We start from the raw sequence: 18,591 nt of genomic DNA on the forward strand, positions 1-18,591 counted from the left end.
CGCCGAAGGCGCGGACGCGCCCCTCAGAACTTGATGCTGCCGATCATGCTGGCGACGTTGGTCGTCAGGTCGTGGATCGTCGGCGCGACGGTCGAGGAGGCGAGATAGAAACCGAGCAGCATGCACACCACGGCATGACCGCCCTTCAGACCCGACTTCTTGATCAACAAGAAGACGATGATCGCCAGCAGCACCACCGCCGAAATCGAGAGTGCCACGGCGGCTCACCTCCAAAGATCCCAGGGACGCGGGGGGTTCGGACTATGGGGGTTGTAGATCGGTACAGCAGTTCCATGCTCACGCCAGCAGGTTCATACCCACCCAGCGGTAGTGATCATAACTATGCGTGCTCGCGCATCGCTCGGCGCACGGCCGCACAAGGGGGCGCATGGCCAATATGGTCAGGGCATGACGACCGAGCCTGTCTCATTCCCCCGCCGGCACGCCCGCACCCAGCGTTTCACGCTCGGCGCGCCGCGCGCGTTCACCGTGGCCCCCGACGGCTCCCGGGTGGCCTTCCTGCGCTCCGGCTCCGGTACGGACCGGGCCAACTCCCTGTGGGTCCTCGACGTGGCGAGCGGCGAGGAGCACCTCGCGGCGGACCCGCGGGCGCTGCTCGGCGGCGCCGAGGAGCACCTCTCGGCGCAGGAGCGCGCCCGCCGCGAACGCAGCCGTGAGGGCGGTGCCGGCATCGTCGGCTACGCCGCCGACGCGGCCCTGGAGTTGGCGTCTTTCGCCTTGTCAGGGCGGCTTTTCACGGCCGAGCTCAGGGCCGGTACGACGCGTGAACTCAGCGTCCCCGGGCCGGTGATCGACCCCCGCCCGTCCCCCGACGGCCGCCAGGTCGCGTACGTGGCGCAGGGCGCCCTGCGCGTGGTGGGCGCCGAGGGTGGGGACGACCGGGCGCTCGCGGAGCCGGAGTCGGATCAGGTCACTTACGGATTGGCCGAGTTCGTCGCGGCCGAGGAGATGGGGCGCTCGCGCGGTTTCTGGTGGTCGCCCGGGTCGGACCGGCTGCTCGTGGCGCGGGTGGACGACACGCCGGTGCAGCGATGGTGGATCGCCGACCCCGCCCACCCTGCGCGTGACCCACACCACGTCGCGTACCCCGCGGCGGGCACGGCGAACGCGGACGTGCGGCTGTTCCTGTACGGCCTCGACGGGGAGCGCACGGAGGTCTCGTGGGACCGGGCACGCTATCCGTACCTGGCGCATGTGCACTGGTCAGATGCGGGTGCACCGCTGCTGCTCGTACAGGCGCGCGACCAGCGCAGTCAGCTGTTCCTGGCGGTGGACCCGGAGTCGGGGGCGACCCGGATGGTGCACGCCGACGAAGATCCAACTTGGCTTGAACTTTTCGCCGGAGTGCCCTGCTGGAGCCCCTCTGGGCGGCTCGTGCGGATCGCCGACGAGGGCGGCGCCCGGGTCCTCGCGGTGGGGGAACGACCGCTCACCGGAGCCCAGTTGCACATCCGTGCGGTACTGGACGTGACCAGCGACGACGTGCTGGTCACGGCGTCCGCCGGCGAGGAGGCCGAGTCCCCCGAGATCGGCGAGGTGCACGTCTACCGGGTCAGCGAGCTCGGCGTGGAGCGCGTGTCGCAGGAGCCAGGCGTGCACACGGCGGTTCGCGCCGGGGGCGTGACCGTATTGGTCTCCGCCACGCTGGACCGCCCCGGCGCCCGTGTCCAGGTACTGCGCGACGGCAAGCAGGTGGCGACTCTTGCCTCGTACGCCGAAGATCCCGGTTTGTCCCCGCGCGTGACGCTCACTCAGGGGGGCGCACGGCGAATTCCGTGCGCCGTGCTTATGCCACGGGACTACCACGGGGACACTCCCCTTCCCGTTCTGCTCGACCCGTACGGAGGCCCGCACGGTCAGCGGGTGGTCGCCGCGCACAACGCCCACCTCACCTCGCAGTGGTTCGCCGACCAGGGCTTCGCGGTGCTCGTCGCCGACGGCCGGGGCACCCCGGGCCGCTCCCCCGCCTGGGAGAAGTCCATCAAGGACGACGTCGCCGCGATCGTCCTCCAGGACCAGGTCGACGCGCTCCAGGCGCTCGCCGAGGACTTCCCCCTCGACCTCACCAGGGTCGCGATCCGCGGCTGGTCGTTCGGCGGCTACCTCGCCGCCCTGGCGGCCCTGCGCCGCCCGGACGTCTTCCACGCGGCGGTGGTCGGCGCCCCGGTGACCGACCTGCGCCTGTACGACACCCACTACCAGGAGCGCTACCTCGGCGACCCCGGTGAGCAGCCGGAGGTGTACCGCCGTAACTCGGTCATCGACGACGAGGGCCTGACCGAGGCGGCCGAACCGCACCGCCCGATGATGGTCATCCACGGTCTCGCCGACGACAACGTGGTGGTGGCGCACTCGCTGCGGCTGTCCTCGGCGCTGCTCGCGGCGGGCCGCCCGCACGAGGTGCTGCCCCTGTCGGGCGTCACGCACATGACCCCGCAGGAACAGGTGGCGGAGAACCTGCTGCTGCTCCAGCTGGACTTCCTGAAGAGGTCGCTGGGGCTCGGGTAGGGGTACGGCAACGGGCCGGGACGACATGGCGCGTCCCGGCCCGTTCACGGCACCCGCACGGCCGTACGCTGTTCAGCGTGCCGCGTCCGTATATCGGGACCGGGTCGGTGAAGTTGCCTGCGTGTTAACGCGATTGACCCGTGTTCGACCCGTTATGCACCCCCGTTGACAAGATCGTCCGGTGGCACCACCCGCTTCTCCTCGGCGAAGTGGCAGGCCGAGTCGTGCGCCGCCGGCCCCGACGCGGACCGGAACGCGGCGGGCACGGCGAGCGCCGGCACCTCCCGCGCGCACCGCTCCTGCGCCTTCCAGCACCGCGTGCGGAACCGGCACCCCGACGGCACGTTCGTCGGCGACGGCACGTCCCCGCTCAGGATGATCCGCTCCCGGTGCTCCCGTGCCCCGGGGTCCGGTACCGGCACCGCGGAGAGCAGCGCCTGCGTGTAGGGGTGGGTGGGGTGGTCGTAGATCTCCTCGTCCCTGCCGGTCTCCACGATCCGCCCTAGGTACATCACCGCGACCCGGTCCGAGATGTGCCGCACGATCGACAGGTCGTGGGCGATGAAGACGTACGACAGGTCGAAGTCCTTCTGGAGCCGGTCGAGCAGGTTGATCACCTGGGCCTGGACCGAGACGTCCAGGGCGGAGACGGGCTCGTCGGCGACGATCACCTCGGGGCGCAGCGCCAGCCCCCGGGCGATGCCGATGCGCTGCCGCTGGCCGCCGGAGAACTGGTGCGGGTAGCGGTTGATGTACTCGGGGTTGAGGCCGACCACGTCCAGCAGTTCCTGGACGCGTCGGCGCCGGTCGCCCCTGGGGGCCGCCTCGGGGTGGATCTCGTAGGGCTCGCCGATGATGTCGCCGACGGTCATCCGGGGGTTGAGCGAGGTGTACGGATCCTGGAAGACCATCTGGATGTTGCGGCGGACCGCCTTCAGGGCCCGCCCGCTCAACCTGGTGATGTCCTCGCCCTTGTACGTGATCGACCCGGCCGTCGGCCGCTCGAGATGGACGAGCATCCGGGCAAGGGTCGACTTGCCGCAGCCCGACTCCCCGACGATCCCGAGCGTCTCTCCCCTGTTGAGCACGAAGTCCACACCGTCGACGGCCTTGACCGCACCGACCTGCTTCTTGAAGAGAACGCCTTGGGTCAACGGGTAGTGCTTGACCAGTCCGCGCACTTCGATGATCGGCTCAACCATCGACGCATTCCCTCCAGAAGTGACAGGCGCTGCCCCGGTGCCGGTCCACCTCGTACAGCGGCGGCTCGTCGGTGCGGCACACGTCCTGGGCCATGGGGCAGCGCGGGTGGAAGGCGCACCCCGGAGGGATGTCCATGAGGTTGGGCGGCAGGCCCTTGATGGCGTAGAGCTCCTGGCCCTTCTGGTCCAGGCGCGGGATCGAGTCGAGCAGTCCCCGGGTGTACGGGTGGGCCGGCGCCTTGTAGAGGTCGTGCACGGGCGCGGACTCGACGATCCGTCCCGCGTACATGACGGCGATGCGGTCGGCGACGTCCGCGACCACGCCCAGGTCGTGGGTGATGAGGATCAGCCCCATCCGGTACTCGCGCTGCAACTCCGCGAGCAGGTCCATGACCTGGGCCTGCACGGTGACGTCCAGGGCGGTCGTCGGCTCGTCGGCGATGATCAGGTCCGGTTCCAGGGCCAGCGCCATGGCGATCATGATGCGCTGGCGCATGCCGCCGGAGAACTGGTGCGGATAGTCCCGCACCCGCTGGGCGGCGGCCGGGATCCGCACCCGGTCCATGAGCTCGACGGCCCTGGCCCGCGCGTCCTTCTTCGACATCCCCCGGTGCACGACGAACATCTCGCCGAGCTGGTCGCCCACGCTCAGCACGGGGTTCAGCGCCGACAGCGCGTCCTGGAAGATCATCGCCATCCCGGCGCCCCGGATCCGCCGCCTCTCCTCCTCCTTCAGCGTCAGCAGGTCCCGCCCCTGGAAGAGGATCTCGCCGCCGCTGATCCGCCCCGGCGGCACGTCGAGGATCCCCATCACGGCCTGGGCGGTCACCGACTTCCCGGACCCGGACTCGCCGAGCACGGCCAGCGTCTCGCCCGCGCCGACGGCGTACGAGACCCCGTTGACCGCCTTCGCGACCCCGTCCCTGGTCCGGAACTCCACGTGCAGGTCCCGCACTTCGAGCAGCACGACGGCGCTCACCTCAGCTTCGGGTCGAGGGCGTCGCGCACCGCGTCGCCGAGCATGATGAAGGCCAGGACGGTGATCGCGAGGGCCCCGGAGGGCCACAGCAGCGCGTGCGGCGCGTTGCGGACGTACGGGGAGGCGGCGGAGATGTCGATGCCCCAGGAGACGCTCGGCGGCTTCAGGCCGACGCCGAGGTACGACAGGGTCGCCTCCAGCGCGATGTAGGTACCGAGCGCGATGGTCGCGACCACGATCACGGGTGCCACCGCGTTGGGCGCGATGTGCCGCAGCAGGATGCGCGAGGGGGAGGCGCCGAGGGCGCGGGCGGCCTGCACGTAGTCGTTCTGCTTCGCGGTGATCACCGAGCCGCGGGCGATCCGGCAGACCTGCGGCCAGCCGAGCAGCACCATGAAGCCGATGACCGGCCAGACCGTGTTGCTGGTCACCACGGACAGCAGGACGAGGCCGCCGAGGACGACCGGGATCGCGAAGAAGACGTCGGTGATCCGGGACAGGACCGCGTCCCAGCCCCCGCCGAAGAACCCGGCGAGCCCGCCGAGCACCGACCCGAGCAGGGCCACCCCGAGCGTGGCGCAGACGCCCACCGTGACGGACGTACGGGCCCCGTAGACGGTCCGTGTGTAGACGTTGCAGCCCTGTCCGTCGTACCCGAAGGGGGCGCCCGGCTGGGAGCCCTCCTGGGCCTTGGCGAGGTCGCACTGGAGGGGGCTGCCGGAGGCGATCAGGGACGGCCACAGGGAGATGACGACCAGGAAGAGGATGACGAGGGCGGAGATGACGAAGACCGGGTTGCGGCGCAGGTCCCGCCAGGCGTCGGACCACAGCGAGCGGGGCCGGGCGGCCGGGCCGGTGCCGAGCGGGCCGCCCGGTGTCCGCTCCAGCGTCTCGGCCTCGGTCGTCGCGAGGTCCATCGCTCCGCCCGCGCCGGTTCCCGCGATGGCCCGGTCGGGCTCGAACGGCTGCTCAGGCATAGCGGATCCTCGGGTCGAGTACGGCGTAGAGGAGGTCCACGAGGAGGTTGGCCACCAGGAACACCAGGACGAGGACGGTCACGAAGCCGACCACCGTCTGGGTGTTCTGCCGCAGGATCCCCTGGTAGAGCTGGTAGCCGACGCCGTGGATGTTGAAGATCCGCTCGGTGACGATGGCACCGCCCATCAGCGCGCCGATGTCGGTGCCGATGAAGGTGACGACGGGGATGAGGGAGTTGCGCAGCAGGTGCCGGGAGACGACCCGGCGCCGGGGCAGGCCCTTGGCGACGGCCGTGCGGACGTAGTCGCTGCGTCTGTTCTCTGCGATGGAGGTCCGGGTCAGCCGGGTGACGTAGGCGAGGGACACCGAGGCGAGCACGAGACCGGGCACGATCAGCTCGCCGAAGCCGGCGTCCGGGGAGACGGAGGGCCGGATCCAGCCCCACTCGACGCCGAGCAGGAGCTGGAGCAGCAGGCCGGTGACGAAGGTCGGTACGGAGATCACGACCAGGGTGGCGAGGAGCACGCCGGTGTCGACGGGCCGGCCGCGGCGCATCCCGGTGAGCACGCCCAGCGTGATGCCGATGACGATCTCGAAGAGGACGGCCACGACCGTCAGCCGGACGGTGACGGGGAACGCGGTGGCCATCAGCTCGGTGACCGGCTGCCCGTTGAACGCCGTACCGAAGTCCCCGGTGAAGACGTTCCCCATGTAGGTGAGGTATTGCTGCCACACCGGCTTGTCGAGTCCGAACTCCTTCTTCAGCTGGGCGGCGGTCGCCGGGTCGCAGGCGCGCTCGCCGCACAGTCCGGCGATCGGGTCGCCCATGACGTTGACCATCAGGAAGATCAGCAGCGTGGCCCCGACGAACACCGGGACCATCTGGAGCAGCCGCCGGACCACGTAGCGCCCCATGCCGGTCAGCTGACCTTGATCTCGTTGTAGACGGGGACGCTGAACGGGTTGAGCGCGACGTTCGACAGCCGGTCCGAGTAGCCGGCGCTGCCGTTCTGGTACCAGAGCGGGATGGCGGCCATGTTGTCCCGGACGACCCCCTCGGCCTGCTGGAAGGCGGAGACGGCCTTGGCGGTGTCGGTCTCGGCGTTCGCCCGGTCGACGAGCCTGTCGAAGTCCTTGTTGGACCACTTGCCGTCGTTGGAGGAGGCGTTGGTGTAGTAGAGCGGCTGGAGGAAGTTCTGGATGAGCGGGTAGTCCATCTGCCAGCCCGCGCGGAACGGGCCGGTCATCTTGTGCTGCCCGATCTGGTTGCGGAAGTCGGCGAACGTGCCTACCGGGTTCCCGACGCACGCCTTGTCGTTGCCGAGCGCGTTGTTGATGGAGTTGCACACGGCGTCCACCCACATCCTGTGCGAACCGGTGTCGGCGTTGTACGTGATCTTGACCTGGCCGCCCGGCAGCCCTCCGCCCTCCTGGACCAGCTTCTTGGCCTGGGCCGGGTCGTAGTCGCAGGCGCTCCCGCACAGCCCCGCCTTGAAGCCGCCCTCGGCGCCGAGCACCGGCGAGGTCCAGTCGGTGGCGGGGGTGCGGGTGCCGTGGAAGATGGTGTCGGTGATCTGCTTGCGGTTGATGGCCATGGACAGGCCGGTGCGGACCTTCTCCGCGCCGCTCCTGTTCCAGGCGCCGTCGTAGTAGGGGAAGGCGAGGGTCTGGATGATGCCGGCCGGGGTGTTGATGTAGCGGCCGGCGAGGTCGGCCTTGACGTTCTTCAGCTGTGTGGCGGGCACGTCGTCGACGAGGTCGAGGTTGCCGGCGATCAGGTCGGTGTAGGCGGTGTCGCTGTCGGTGTAGACCTTGAGGGTCACGCCGTCGTTCCGCGCCTTGTCTTCCCCCGGGTACAGGGCCCACTTCCGCAGGTTCATCTGCGAGCCCTTGGTGTACGACTCGATGGCGTACGGCCCGTCGCCGACCGGCTGCTTCAGCCAGCCGGCGTGGTCGGTGAAGAAGGCCCGGGGCAGCGGCGCGAAGGCCGCGTAGCCGAGGGTGTCGGGGAAGCTGGAGAACTTCTGGCCGAGCTTGACGGTGAACGTCCTGTCGTCGACGACCTTCAGTCCGGAGAGGGTGTCGGCGCTCTGCGAACCGCTGTCCGGATGGACCTTGTCGTAGCCCTGGATGTAGCCGAAGAAGTAGGCGTTCTTCTGGTTGTTCTTCAGGCTCGCCCCGTAGTTCCAGGCGTCGACGAAGGACTTGGCGGTGACCTTCTCGCCGTTGGAGAAGGTCCAGCCGTCCTTGAGGGTGATCGTGAAGTTCTGCGAGTCGCTCGTGTCGATCTTCTCGGCGAGCATGTTCTGGGCCTTGCCGGTCTTCGGGTCGTACTTCTTCAGCCCCCGGAAGATCATGTCGAGGACCTTGCCGCCCTGGACCTCGTTGGTGTTGGCGGGCTCCAGGGGGTTCTGGGGGTCGCCCCAGGAGGAGCTCAGCACGCCGCTCTGGCCGCCGCCGCCCCCGCAGGCCGTGGCGGTCAGCGCCACCACCACCGCCCAGACCGCCCCGCGGGCGTGCGTCGCTGAACGCATGGCGTGCCTCCTCCGTGCAGGGTGGTCTCCTACCGCGACCCCTTACCGGTCAATATCGTCAGAAACTGCACATACCGCATATTCGCTTCGCCCATCCGCAGCAGGACCCACCCGAAGGGGTGGCGCGCTTTTTCCGCAGGCCACACCAGCCCCACGCGCCGTTGACGCACCCTTGGGACCGCTGATAGACACACCCGGACTCCGAACGAGCCGTAACTGTGCGAGCGATGACGCGAGGTCACCCCCCATGAGCCCACGAGCCCAGTACCGCGCAAGGCGTTCACACCCGATAACCCCCCGCCTGCGTGCGCCCCGGTCGGTGGCGGCCGCCGGCGCCCTGGCCCTGACCTTCTCGGCGGTGCTCGCGACCCCGCTCGACCCGTTACCCCGGCAGGCGTCGGCCGCCACCGGCGACAAGGTGCTCACCGTCGCGGTCGCCCAGAGCGTCGACTCGCTGAGCCCCTTCCTGGCCACGCGGCTGCTCAGCACCAGCCTCCAGCGGCTGATGTACGAGTACCTCACCGACTACGACCCCGGGGACGCGCACCCGGTCCCGGGCCTGGCCACCAGGTGGTCCGCCTCCGCCGACAAGCTCACCTGGACCTACACGATCCGCTCCGGCGCGAAGTGGTCGGACGGGCAGCGGGTGACCGCCGAGGACGCGGCGTGGACGTTCGACAAGCTGATGACCGACCCGGCGGCCGCCACCGCGAACGGCAACTTCGTCACCAACTTCCGCAAGGTGACGGCGCCGAGCCCCACCGAACTGGTCATCACGCTGAAGAAGCCGCAGGCCACGATGACCGCGCTGGACGTGCCGATCGTGCCCGAGCACATCTGGAAGAACGTCGCGGACTTCTCGAAGTTCAACAACGACAGCGGTCTCCCCGTCGTGGGCGACGGGCCGTTCGTCCTCACCGGCTACCGCGCCGACAGCTACGTCCGGCTCAGGGCCAACAAGCACTTCTGGCGCGGCGCCCCCAGGTTCGACGAGCTGGTCTTCCGGTACTACAAGGACCAGGACGCCGCCGTGGCCGCCCTGCGCAAGGGCGAGGTCTCCTTCGTCGCGGGCGCACCGGCCCTGACACCCGCCCAGGCGTCCTCGCTCCAGGGCCGGAGGAACATCCACGTCAACGACGCCCCGGGCCGCCGCTTCTACGCCCTCGCCGTCAACCCCGGCGCCCGCGCGAGGAACGGCCAGAGGTTCGGCGACGGCGACCCCTCCCTGCTCGACCCGCGGGTGCGGCACGCGCTGTTCATGGCCGTCGACCGGAAGACCATCGTCGACAAGGTGTTCCAGGGGCACGCGGCCGAGGGGCAGGGCTACATCCCGCCGCGCTTCACCTCGTACTTCTGGAAGCCGTCCGCGCGCCAGGAACTCGGCTACGACCCCGCGGCGGCCGCCCGCCTCCTCGACCAGGCCGGCTACCGGAAGAACGCCGACGGCAAACGGGTCGGCAAGGACGGCAGACCGCTGGACTACCGCGTCCTGTGCCACGCCACCGACCCCAACGACAAGGCCGTGGGCCAGTACCTCAGGGAGTGGTGGGCCAAGCTCGGCATCGGCATGACCCTCGACTGCCTGGACAACGTCACCGATCCCTGGCGCGCCGGCCGGTTCGACCTCGCCTTCGACGGATGGTCCGTCAACCCCGACCCGGACTACGTGCTGTCCATCCACACCTGCGGCGCCCTGCCCGCCACCCCGAAGGACATCGGCCCGACCGACGACTTCGTCTGCGACCGGACGTACGACGGCCTGTACGCCCGGCAGCTCGCCGAGTACGACCCCGCCCGACGGGCCGCCCTGGTCCGGCAGATGGAGTCACGGCTGTACGACCTGGGGTACGTCAACGTCATGGCGTACCCGAACGCCGTCGAGGCCTACCGCACCGACCAGATCAAGTCGATCGAGACGATGCCCAGGGCCGCCGGCAACATCTACGGACAGGACGGCTACTGGAGCTGGTGGTCGGCGGTGCCGGCCGACTCCTCGGGCTCCTCGCACGGCGGCTCGACCGGGATCGTGGTCGGGGTCGTCGCGGGGGTGGTGGTCCTCGCCGGGGCCGGGGTGTTCCTCGCGAGGCGCCGCCGCGCCACGGCGGACGACCGCGAGTAGCCCGTGCAGCCGACCGCTCCCGACACGCCGCCCACGCCGCCCACGCCGTCCGGGCCGGACGCCGGACCGGTTCCGGCCGGTCCGCCGCCGCGTGGACCGCGGGCGCGCACGTTCGCCGCGTACCTGCGCTACGGCGCGGGCAAGGCGGGCGGCGCCGTGGTGTCGCTGCTCGCCGTCCTCGTCACCGGTTTCTTCCTCTTCCGGCTGATCCCCGGCGACCCGGTCCGGACCATGACGGCCGGCCGGCCGATCTCGGCCGCCCAACTCGCTGAATACCGAAAGGAGTTCGGACTCGACCTGCCGATGTGGGAGCAGTTCACGGACTACTGCCGCAAGGCGCTCACCGGCGACCTGGGCACCTCGTACCAGTTCCACACCCCGGTGGTCGACAAGATCGGCGAGGCGCTGCCGAACACCCTGCTGCTGACCGGCACGGCCTTCGTGATCTACACCGCGCTCGGTGTGTTCCTCGGCACCCGCTCCGCCTGGCGGCACGGCCGGCTCGGCGACCGGCTCCACACCGGTCTGGCGCTGACCCTGTACTCCGTCCCGTCGTTCTGGCTGGGGCTGCTGGCCGTCATCGTGTTCGGGGTGGGCCTCGGACCCGTTCCGGGGCTCTTCCCGACGGGCGGCATGGAGTCGGGCGGCACGGAGGGCTTCGCCCGCGTCCTGGACGTCGCCCACCACCTCGTGCTGCCGGTGCTCACCCTGGTCGCGGTCGAGTACGGGCAGACGCTGCTGGTCACCCGCGCGGCGCTGCTGGCCGAGATGGGCGGCGACTACCTCACCACCGCCCGCGCCAAGGGGCTGCGGGACGACCTGGTGCGCCGCAGGCACGCGGTTCCGAACGCCCTGCTGCCCACGGTCACCCTGGTCTTCGTCAACCTCGGCCGGACCGTCGCGGGCGTCATCCTGGTCGAGACGGTCTTCTCCTGGCCCGGCCTCGGCGGCCTCTTCTACCAGGCACTGAGCGTGCCCGACCTGCCCCTGGTGCAGGGGCTGTTCCTCTTCTTCGCCTCGGCGGTGATCATCATGAACACGCTGGCCGACCTTCTCTACCCCCTGCTCGACCCCCGGGTGGGCCGATGACGACCGACACCGCTCCGGCCGGTGGTTCCCGCGCGCTGGTCCGGCAGCGTCGGCGCCGTTCCGTCGTACGGTTCGTCCGGCGGTACCGGACCCGTCGCGCCGGACTGGCCGGACTGGCCGCTCTCGTCCTGTTCGCCCTGGTGGCGCTGACCGCGCCGCTGACCGTGGGGTCCGGTGTGACCGGGGTGACCGACGCGCCGGGCAGTCCGCTGCAGGCGCCGAGCGGCGCGTTCCCGCTGGGCACCGACCGGTTCGGACGTGACCTGCTGGGCCTGGTCGTCTGGGGTTCGCGGGTCTCCCTCCTGGTCGGGCTGCTGGCCGCGGTGCTGTCGGTCGTCATCGGCGCGGTCGTCGGCATCACCGCCGGGCACTTCCGCGGGGCGTACGCGACGGTGCTGATGCGGATCACGGACTGGTTCCTGGTGATGCCCGCCCTGGTCCTCGCCGTCGCGCTGGCCACCGTGATGTCCCGGTCGCTGGGCACGGTGATCCTCGCCATCGGCGTCACCTCCTGGCCGACGACGGCCCGCCTGGTGCGCGCGGGGACCCTCGCGGTGGAGTCCCGCCCCTACATCGAACGGGCCAGGGCGCTGGGCGGCGGTCACTGGCACGTCATGACCCGGCACGTGCTGCCGAACGTACTGCCGCTGATCCTCGCCCAGACCACGCTGATGATCTCCTCGTCCATCCTGGCCGAGGCGACGCTGGCCTTCCTCGGCCTCGGTGACCCGACGGTCGTCTCCTGGGGCGGGCTGCTGCAGGACGCGCGGGAGGCGGGCGCGGTCAGCGCCGGGGACTGGTGGTACCTGATCCCGCCGGGTCTCGCGATCGCGGCGGTCGCGCTGGCGTTCACGCTGTGCGGGCGCGCGGTGGAGTCCGTCCTCGACCCCAGGCTGGAGGTGACCCGTTGACCCTGCTGGAGGTCCGGGACCTGAAGGTGACCCACCCCGGCGGAGCGGCCGCGGTGCGGGGCGTGGACCTCTCGCTGGCGGCGGGCCGCAAGCTCGGCATCGCGGGCGAGTCGGGCTGCGGGAAGTCGTCGCTGGCGCTCGCGCTGCTCAGGCTGCTGCCGGCCGGGACGCGGGTCTCCGGGCAGGTCCTGCTGGACGGGGAGGACGTGCTGACCATGCGCTGGGGGCGGCTGCGGGCGGTGCGCTGGGCGGGTGCCTCGATCGTCTTCCAGGGGGCGATGCACTCGCTGAACCCGGTGCACCGGGTCGGCGACCAGATCGCCGAGCCGGTCCTGCTGCACAACGGGACCACGGCTGCCGCGGCCCGGCGGCGGGCCGGCGAGCTGCTGGAGCACGTGGGCCTGCCGGCGTCCCGGGCGGCCGCGTACCCGCACGAGCTGTCGGGCGGGCAGCGCCAGCGCGTGATGATCGCCATGGCGCTGGCCTGCGACCCACGGCTGATCGTCGCCGACGAGCCGACCACCGCCCTGGACGTGATGGTGCAGGCGCAGATCCTGCGGCTGATCCAGCAGCTGGTGGCGGAGCAGGACGTGGGCCTGATCATGATCAGCCATGACCTGGCGGTGCTGGCCGACACCTGCGACCGGCTCGCGGTGATGTACGCGGGCCGCGTCGTCGAGGAGGGTCCCGCCCGCCGGGTGTACGAGGACGCCCGGCACCCGTACGCCAGGGCCCTGTCGGCGGCGTTCCCACGGATCGGCGACCCCGCCTCCCGCTTCGCACCGCACGGGCTGGCCGGGGACCCGCCCGACCCCTCGGCACCGCCGGCCGGTTGCGCGTTCCATCCGCGCTGTCCGGTGGCGCTGGACGTGTGCGCCACGCGGGACCAGGTGCTGCGGGACGCCGGGCCGGAGCGCCGGGCCGCCTGTGTGCACGTGGGGGCGGCGGTGCCAGGACCGGCCGCCGCGGCCGAGGACACGAGGAGCACTCCATGACGACGACACCGCCGCCACCGCCGCTGCTGAGCGCCCAGGGGCTGCACGTGGTCTTCCCCGGACGGCGCGGAGCCCCCGGGGCGCGGGCCGTGGACGGCGTCGAACTGGACGTCCGGCCGGGCGAGATCGTCGCGCTGGTCGGCGAGTCGGGCTGCGGCAAGACGACGCTGGCACGCTCGCTGCTCGGCCTGGTGAAGCCGTCCGGCGGCCGGATCGTCTTCGCCGGGAAGCCCCTCGAGTACTCCGCACGGGCGCTGAAGGCCTACCGTGCACGGGTCCAACTGGTGCTGCAGGATCCGACCGGCTCACTGAATCCCCGGCACACGGTGTACGACGCGGTGGCCGAGGGACTGCGGATCCACGGCCGTACGGACGACGAGCGGGCGGCGGTCGCCGAGGCCCTCGCCCACGCGGGACTGCGGCCGCCGGAACGCTTCTTCCTGCGCTACCCGCACGAGCTGTCCGGGGGGCAGCGCCAGCGCGTGGTGATCGCGGGCGCGTTGGTCCTCGCACCCGAACTGATCGTCGCCGACGAGCCGGTGGCCTCCCTCGACTCCTCCGTGCGCGGCGAGATCCTGGCCCTGCTGCTGCGGCTGCGCGCCGAACTGGACCTGGCCGCCCTGGTGGTCACCCACGACCTGGGTCTGGCCTGGAACATCGCCGACCGGGTCGCGGTGATGTACCTGGGCCGGATCGTGGAGGCGGGGGACGTCGAACAGGTCCTGACGGCTCCCCGGCACCCGTACACGCAGGCGCTGTTGTCGGTGCTGCCGGAGGCGCCGGGCGAGCCCGTGGTGCTGACCGGCGAACCCCCGGACCCCTCCCGCATCCCCGCGGGCTGCCGCTTCCACGCCCGCTGCCAGATCCTGGCGAGCGGCGCGGCGGACCGGGCGGGCGTCGCGGACGCCTGCCGCGGCGAGGACCCGCAGGTGCTGCCCGGCACGGGCACCCACCGGGCGGCCTGCCACTGGGCACGGGCCGGGATCACGGCGTGAGCCGGCGCCGGCCCGCCGGCTCGCCACCCGTGGCCGCTCCCGGAACACGCCGGTTCCCGGTACCCCTGCGGGGATACCGGGAACCGTGACGCTGGTGCCGGGGTGTCAGGCCGCGTGGACGACGTCCTTCTCCTCGGCGAAGTGGCAGGCCGACTCGTGGGCCGCCGGGGAGTCCACGCCCTTGAAGCGCTCGGGGATCGCGAGCAGCGGAACCTCCTCGGCGCACTTGTCCTGGGCCTTCCAGCACCGGGTGCGGAAGCGGCAGCCGGACGGCGGGTTGGCCGGGGACGGCACGTCGCCGGTCAGGATGATCCGCTCGCGCCGCTCACGGTCCTGCGGGTCCGGCACGGGCACGGCCGACAGCAGCGCCTGGGTGTACGGGTGCGTCGGGTGCTCGTAGATCTGCTCGTCGGAGCCGATCTCGGCGATCTTGCCGAGGTACATGACCCCGACCCGGTCCGAGATGTGCCGGACGATCGACAGGTCGTGCGCGATGAAGATGTAGGAGAGGTTGAACTCGTCCTGGAGCTTCTCCATCAGGTTGATGACCTGTGCCTGGACGGACACGTCCAGCGCGGACACCGGCTCGTCGCAGATGATGATCTCCGGGTTGAGCGCCAGGCCGCGCGCGATGCCGATGCGCTGGCGCTGGCCGCCGGAGAACTGGTGCGGGTACCGGTTGATGTACTCGGGGTTCAGGCCGACGACGTCCAGCAGCTCCTTGACCCGCTTGCGCCGGTCGCCCTTGGGCGCCACCTCGGGGTGGATGTCGAAGGGCTCGCCGATGATGTCGCCGACCGTCATCCGGGGGTTGAGCGAGGTGTACGGGTCCTGGAAGATCATCTGGATGTTCCGGCGGACCGCCTTGAGCGCCCTGCCGGAGAGCCGGGTGATGTCCTGGCCCTTGTAGAAGATCTCGCCGGCCGTCGCCTGCTCCAGGTTCATCAGGAGCTTGGCCACCGTCGACTTGCCGCAGCCGGACTCGCCCACGACTCCCAGGGTCTCGCCCTGGTAGAGGTCGAAGGTGACGCCGTCGACGGCCTTCACCGCGCCGATCTGCCGCTTGAAGACGATGCCCTGGGTCAGCGGGAAGTGCTTGACCAGGTTGCGCACCTGGAGGATCGGCTCACCCCGCTCCACCGGAGCGTCCAGGGCGGCCACCGCCTCGGCCTCGGAGTGGACGTCGGTGACCTCCACGTCGGAGACGTTGGGCGTCGCGTCCGCCGGCTCGCCGGCCTTGGTCGACTCAGCCATTGATCGTCTCCTTCCAGAAGTGGCACGCGCTGGCGCGGCCCGGCAGTTCCGTGCCGTCCGGCTCGGTCACCGGGACCAGCAGCGGACGGTCCGTGCGGCAGATGTCCTGCGCCCTGTCACAGCGCGGGTTGAAGGCACAGCCGCTGGGCACCTTGAGCAGGTTGGGCGGCAGTCCCTTGATGGCGTAGAGCTCCTGGCCCTTCTGGTCCAGGCGCGGGATCGAGTCCAGCAGGCCCCGGGTGTAGGGGTGCGCGGGCCGCTTGTACAGCTCGTGCACCGGTGCGGTCTCCACGATCCGGCCCGCGTACATCACGGCGATCTTGTCGGCCACGTCCGCCACGACGCCGAGGTCGTGGGTGATGAGGATCAGGCCCATCTGGTACTCGCGCTGAAGTTCCGCGAGCAGGTCCATGACCTGGGCCTGGACGGTCACGTCGAGGGCCGTCGTCGGCTCGTCGGCGATGATCAGGTCCGGTTCCAGGGCGAGCGCCATCGCGATCATGATGCGCTGGCGCATACCGCCGGAGAACTGGTGCGGGTAGTCGTTCACCCGGGCCGCGGCGGCCGGGATCTTCACCCGGTCCATCAGCTCGATCGCCTTGGCCTTGGCGTCCTTCTTGGACATGCCCTGGTGGACGCGGAACATCTCGCCGAGCTGGTAGCCCACGGAGAGCACCGGGTTCAGCGAGGAGAGGGCGTCCTGGAAGATCATCGCGATCCGGGCGCCGCGCAGCTTGCGCCGCTCCTCGTCGGACATGGTGAGCATGTCCTGGCCGTAGAAGCGGATCTCCCCCTTGGGGATGCGGGCCGGCGGCATGTCGAGGATGCCCATGATCGCCTGCGCGGTCACGGACTTCCCGGAGCCGGACTCGCCGAGCACGGCGAGCGTCTCCCCGGAGTTCACGGAGTAGTTGACGCCGTTGACGGCGCGGACCACGCCCTCGCGGGTCTGGAACTCGACGTGCAGGTCACGCACTTCGAGCAGGGGGCCGGTGCGCTCGGGGTCGCCGGGGCGCGGGGCCGGGACGGCGTCCGTCGGGTCGATGATGGTCACGTACGCCTCCCTCAGCGCATCTTGGGGTCGAAGGCGTCGCGGACCACGTCGCCGAGCACGATGAACGCCAGCACGGTGATGCTCAGGGCACCTGCCGGGAACAGCAGCGCGTGCGGGCTGGTCAGGAACCGGTCCTGGGCATCGCTGATCATGACGCCCCACGAGATGTTCGGGTACTGGATGCCGATGCCCAGGTAGGACAGGGCGGCCTCGGCGGCGATGTAGACGCCCAGGTTCATGGTGGTGATGACGATCACGGGGGCGAGCGTGTTCGGCAGGATGTGCCGGAAGGCGATCCGTCCCGAGTCCGCGCCCAGCGCCCTGGCCGCCATCACGTAGTCGTTGTACTTGTTGCCGATGACCTCACCGCGCATGATCCGGAAGACCTGCGGCCAGCCGAGGATCGCCATGATGAACGACACCGACCACACGTCGCCGCCGCCCCAGATCGACATGATCAGCAGACCGCCGACGATGAGCGGCAGGGCGGAGAACACCTCGGTGACGCGGGACAGCAGCGCGTCGACCCAGCCGCCGACCAGACCGGACAGCATGCCCAGCAGACCGCCGATCAGCGTGGTGACCAGGGTCGTGACCACACCGACGACGATCGAGTTGCGGGTGCCGTACACGGTACGCGTGTAGATGTCGCAGCCCTGGACGTCGTAGCCGAAGAGGTGCCCGGAGGACGGCCCGTTCATGGAGTTCTGGAGCTGGCAGAAGCCGTCCGAGAACGGGGAACGGCCCGTGAACAGGCTGGGCGCGATCGCCAGGGCGAGCAGGCACACGATGATGAAGGCCGTCACCAGGAACATGGGCCGCTTGCGCAGGTCCGCCCAGCCGTCCTTGAGCAGGCTCGCCTGCCGGGCCGCGGCCTTCTCCTCGGCCTCGATCTCCTTGGCGATGGCGGCCTCGTCGGTGGTGGGCCTCTCTATCGTCTTCTCACTCATAGCGAATCCTCGGGTCGAGCACGGCGTACAGCAGGTCTACGAGGAGGTTGGCGACCAGGTAGATCAGGACGAGCAGGGTCACCAGACCGACCACGACCGGCCGTTCCCGCAGATACACGGACTGGGCCAGCTGACCGCCGATACCGGGCAGGTTGAACACGCGCTCGGTGATGATGGCACCGCCCATGAGGGCGCCCAGGTCGAAGCCGAGGAAGGTGACCACCGGGATCAGTGAGTTGCGCAGCGAGTGCACGCCGATGACCCGCCACCGTGGCAGCCCCTTGGCCACCGCGGTCCGGACGTAGTCCGCGCGGTTGGACTCGGTCATGCTGGTGCGCACCAGCCGGGCGATGTAGGCCATGGAGGTCGAGGCGAGCACGATGGCCGGGAGGATGTAGCTCTGCGGCCAGCCCTTCTCGATGCCGGCGACCGGTGTGGCCTTGAGGTTCACACCGAACTCCAGCTGGAGCACGCTGCCGAGCACGAAGACGGGGATCGAGATCAGGACGAGCGTCGAGATCAGCACGACGTTGTCGATGAACTTGCCCCGCTTCAGGGCGGAGAAGATGCCGGCGAGAATGCCGATGACGGCCTCGATGGCGAACGCCGTCAGACCCAGCTTCAGGGTGACGGGGAACCGCTGGGAGACGATGTCCGAGATGGCACGTCCGTTGTACGTCTCACCGAGGTCGCCGGTGAACACGCCGCTGATGTAGTGCCAGTACTGCTGGTAGAGCGGCTCGTTGAGGTGGTAGTGCGCGCGAATGATCGCCGCGATGTTGGGGTCGGCGCGCTTGTCGCCGGCCAGTGCCTGGATCGGGTCGCCGGGCAGAGCGAAGACCAGGCAGAAGATGATGAACGTGACGCCTATCACCACAGGGATCACCTGCAGGAGGCGGCGCACGACGTATCGGCCCATGGGTACTCCAGAGGGGGTGCTCGACCCGACCGCGACCGGAGGGGATCGGCACGGTCGGACGGGAGACGGCAGCAGGAGTGAGC

General features: G+C 70.4%; 16 protein-coding genes. 6 read left to right on the plus strand and 10 right to left on the minus strand.

The genetic code is table 11. The features are described from left to right. Positions 1-23 precede the first annotated feature (23 nt). Positions 24-218 carry a hypothetical protein gene (locus ACZ3KP_RS09060; protein ID WP_358986881.1) on the minus strand — a complete coding sequence of 65 codons (195 nt, stop codon included), beginning with the start codon at positions 216-218 and terminating at the stop codon, positions 24-26. A gap of 190 nt (positions 219-408) precedes the next feature. Between ACZ3KP_RS09060 and ACZ3KP_RS09065 the strand changes: the two genes are divergently transcribed. Continuing rightward, complete coding sequence (locus tag ACZ3KP_RS09065) at positions 409-2,529, plus strand: prolyl oligopeptidase family serine peptidase (RefSeq protein WP_467497681.1); 2,121 nt, start codon at positions 409-411, stop codon at positions 2,527-2,529. A 152-nt stretch (positions 2,530-2,681) separates the two neighbouring features. Here the strand turns inward: ACZ3KP_RS09065 and ACZ3KP_RS09070 are convergent, their stop codons facing one another. From ACZ3KP_RS09070 to ACZ3KP_RS09090, 5 genes are read right to left on the minus strand one after another with little or no spacing between them, the layout of a single operon-like run. Beyond that, entirely contained in the window at positions 2,682-3,731 is a 1,050-nt protein-coding gene (locus ACZ3KP_RS09070; protein ID WP_467497683.1) for an ABC transporter ATP-binding protein, read from the minus strand. Beyond that, positions 3,724-4,698, minus strand: a complete 975-nt coding sequence (locus ACZ3KP_RS09075; protein WP_358986902.1) for an ABC transporter ATP-binding protein — start codon at positions 4,696-4,698, stop codon at positions 3,724-3,726. The genes ACZ3KP_RS09070 and ACZ3KP_RS09075 overlap by 8 nt, the downstream gene beginning before the upstream one ends. 8 nt (positions 4,699-4,706) lie before the next feature. Continuing rightward, on the minus strand, positions 4,707-5,687 hold the full coding sequence (locus tag ACZ3KP_RS09080) for an ABC transporter permease (RefSeq protein ID WP_467497685.1): 981 nt from the start codon (positions 5,685-5,687) through the stop codon (positions 4,707-4,709). Then, positions 5,680-6,603, minus strand: a complete 924-nt coding sequence (locus ACZ3KP_RS09085) for an ABC transporter permease (protein ID WP_467497687.1) — start codon at positions 6,601-6,603, stop codon at positions 5,680-5,682. The genes ACZ3KP_RS09080 and ACZ3KP_RS09085 overlap by 8 nt, the downstream gene beginning before the upstream one ends. A 5-nt stretch (positions 6,604-6,608) precedes the next feature. Continuing rightward, a complete protein-coding gene (locus ACZ3KP_RS09090; RefSeq protein ID WP_467497688.1) occupies positions 6,609-8,222 on the minus strand; it encodes a peptide ABC transporter substrate-binding protein in 1,614 nt (537 codons plus the stop codon). 247 nt (positions 8,223-8,469) lie between these two features. Between ACZ3KP_RS09090 and ACZ3KP_RS09095 the strand changes: the two genes are divergently transcribed. The 5 genes from ACZ3KP_RS09095 (at position 8,470) to ACZ3KP_RS09115 (ending at position 14,331) form a co-directional block, all read left to right on the plus strand. Beyond that, positions 8,470-10,341 carry an ABC transporter substrate-binding protein gene (locus ACZ3KP_RS09095; RefSeq protein ID WP_467497690.1) on the plus strand — a complete coding sequence of 624 codons (1,872 nt, stop codon included), beginning with the start codon at positions 8,470-8,472 and terminating at the stop codon, positions 10,339-10,341. Between the two features lie 123 nt (positions 10,342-10,464). Further along, complete coding sequence (locus ACZ3KP_RS09100; protein WP_467498079.1) at positions 10,465-11,430, plus strand: ABC transporter permease; 966 nt, start codon at positions 10,465-10,467, stop codon at positions 11,428-11,430. Next, entirely contained in the window at positions 11,427-12,341 is a 915-nt protein-coding gene (locus ACZ3KP_RS09105) for an ABC transporter permease (RefSeq protein ID WP_467497692.1), read from the plus strand. The genes ACZ3KP_RS09100 and ACZ3KP_RS09105 overlap by 4 nt, the downstream gene beginning before the upstream one ends. Then, entirely contained in the window at positions 12,338-13,336 is a 999-nt protein-coding gene (locus ACZ3KP_RS09110) for an ABC transporter ATP-binding protein (RefSeq protein WP_467497694.1), read from the plus strand. The genes ACZ3KP_RS09105 and ACZ3KP_RS09110 overlap by 4 nt, the downstream gene beginning before the upstream one ends. Then, positions 13,333-14,331, plus strand: a complete 999-nt coding sequence (locus ACZ3KP_RS09115; RefSeq protein ID WP_467497696.1) for an ABC transporter ATP-binding protein — start codon at positions 13,333-13,335, stop codon at positions 14,329-14,331. Before ACZ3KP_RS09110 ends, ACZ3KP_RS09115 begins: the two co-directional genes overlap by 4 nt. Before the next feature lie 105 nt (positions 14,332-14,436). On the opposite strand, the gene ACZ3KP_RS09120 is transcribed toward ACZ3KP_RS09115, so the two are convergent. From ACZ3KP_RS09120 to ACZ3KP_RS09135, 4 genes are read right to left on the minus strand one after another with little or no spacing between them, the layout of a single operon-like run. Continuing rightward, positions 14,437-15,585 (minus strand): ABC transporter ATP-binding protein, encoded by a 1,149-nt coding sequence (locus tag ACZ3KP_RS09120; protein WP_467497698.1) that lies wholly within the window; start codon positions 15,583-15,585, stop codon positions 14,437-14,439. Beyond that, positions 15,578-16,639, minus strand: coding sequence for an ABC transporter ATP-binding protein (locus ACZ3KP_RS09125; RefSeq protein WP_358986854.1), 1,062 nt, complete (start codon positions 16,637-16,639; stop codon positions 15,578-15,580). The genes ACZ3KP_RS09120 and ACZ3KP_RS09125 overlap by 8 nt, the downstream gene beginning before the upstream one ends. An 11-nt stretch (positions 16,640-16,650) precedes the next feature. Then, positions 16,651-17,589: an ABC transporter permease gene (locus ACZ3KP_RS09130; protein ID WP_361334519.1), complete on the minus strand. Its 939-nt coding sequence runs from the start codon at positions 17,587-17,589 to the stop codon at positions 16,651-16,653. Next, positions 17,582-18,508, minus strand: coding sequence for an ABC transporter permease (locus ACZ3KP_RS09135; protein WP_132888670.1), 927 nt, complete (start codon positions 18,506-18,508; stop codon positions 17,582-17,584). The genes ACZ3KP_RS09130 and ACZ3KP_RS09135 overlap by 8 nt, the downstream gene beginning before the upstream one ends. Between the last annotated feature and the right edge of the window lie 83 nt (positions 18,509-18,591).

Source organism: Streptomyces sp. NPDC020958, assembly GCF_055562175.1.